Origin of the sequence: Microvirga makkahensis, assembly GCF_009830105.1 — a bacterium.
In the GTDB taxonomy this organism is placed as follows: domain Bacteria; phylum Pseudomonadota; class Alphaproteobacteria; order Rhizobiales; family Beijerinckiaceae; genus Microvirga; species Microvirga makkahensis.
In genome coordinates this window covers 1-1,143 of sequence record NZ_WURB01000078.1, presented here as the reverse complement: position 1 = coordinate 1,143, position 1,143 = coordinate 1, and the positions used below count along the sequence as shown (strand labels likewise).

Genomic DNA, 1,143 nt, shown 5'->3' with positions numbered 1-1,143 from the left:
TCAGCTCTTCTTCACCAGGGGGCAGCTGCCCTCGGTCTCCGGCCTGAACGCCTGATCCCCCGGAACGGTTGCAAGAAGCTCATACATGTCCCATTCGCCTTTCGAATTCTGAGGCGCCTTGACCCGGAACAGATAGGCATCATGGATCTTGCGCCCGTCCGCGCGGATCCGGCCCTTGCCGAAGAGCGGATCGTCGGTCGGCATCTCCTTCATCTTGGCCATGACCTGCTGCGCGTCCTTGCTGTTCAAGGCCTCCACCGCCTTGAGATAGTGCAGGACACCTGCATATACGCCTGCGTGAACCATGGTGGGCATCTTGCCGCCCATGCGCTCGCCGAACCGCTTCGAGAACGCCCTGGTCTGGTCGTTCAGGTCCCAGTAGAAGGTTTCGCTCAGAACGAGACCCTGTGCGGTTTTCAGGCCCAGGGCTTTCACATCGGACGCGAAGACGAGCAGGCCTGCGAGCGCTTGGCCCTGCTGCGTCAGGCCGAACTCGCCCGCCTGCTTGATGGAATTGATGGTATCAGTGCCGGCATTGGCGAGACCGATCACCTTGGCTCCTGAGGATTGCGCCTGCAGCAGGAAGGAAGAGAAGTCCGCCGTTGGGAATGGCGCCCGGACGGAGCCGATCACCTTGCCGCCGTTCTTCTGAATGACCGCCGATGTATCGCGCTCAAGCGCGTGGCCGAACGCATAATCCGCCGTGATGAAGAACCAGCTGTCTCCTCCCTGCTTGACCATTGCGCCGCCGGTGACGTTCGCAAGCTGCACGGTATCGTAGGTCCAATGTACCGTATTGGGCGAACATTGCGCACCCGTGAGGTCCGAGGTGGCCGCTCCAGAGTTGATGAAGATCTTGTTCTTGTCGCGGGTGATCTGGCTGACCGCGAGCGCTACCGACGATGTCGGCACGTCAAGGATAACGTCGACATTATCCTGATCATACCATTGCCGCGCGATGCTGGAGCCGACATCCGGTTTGTTCTGGTGATCCGCCGTAACGACCTCGGCTTTGATGTTCTTGTTGGAGGACTTGGCTATAAAGTCCTCGACAGCCATGCGAGCGGCGACGGCCGAGCCCTCGCCGCCGATGTCCGAATAGGCGCCCGAACGGTCCGTCAGGACACCGAGCTTGATGGAAAT

General features: G+C 60.4%; 1 protein-coding gene. It reads right to left on the bottom strand.

Annotated elements, in window-relative coordinates; translation table 11 throughout:
- A complete protein-coding gene (locus GR328_RS26500) occupies positions 1–1,143 on the bottom strand; it encodes an ABC transporter substrate-binding protein (RefSeq protein WP_160888628.1) in 1,143 nt (380 codons plus the stop codon).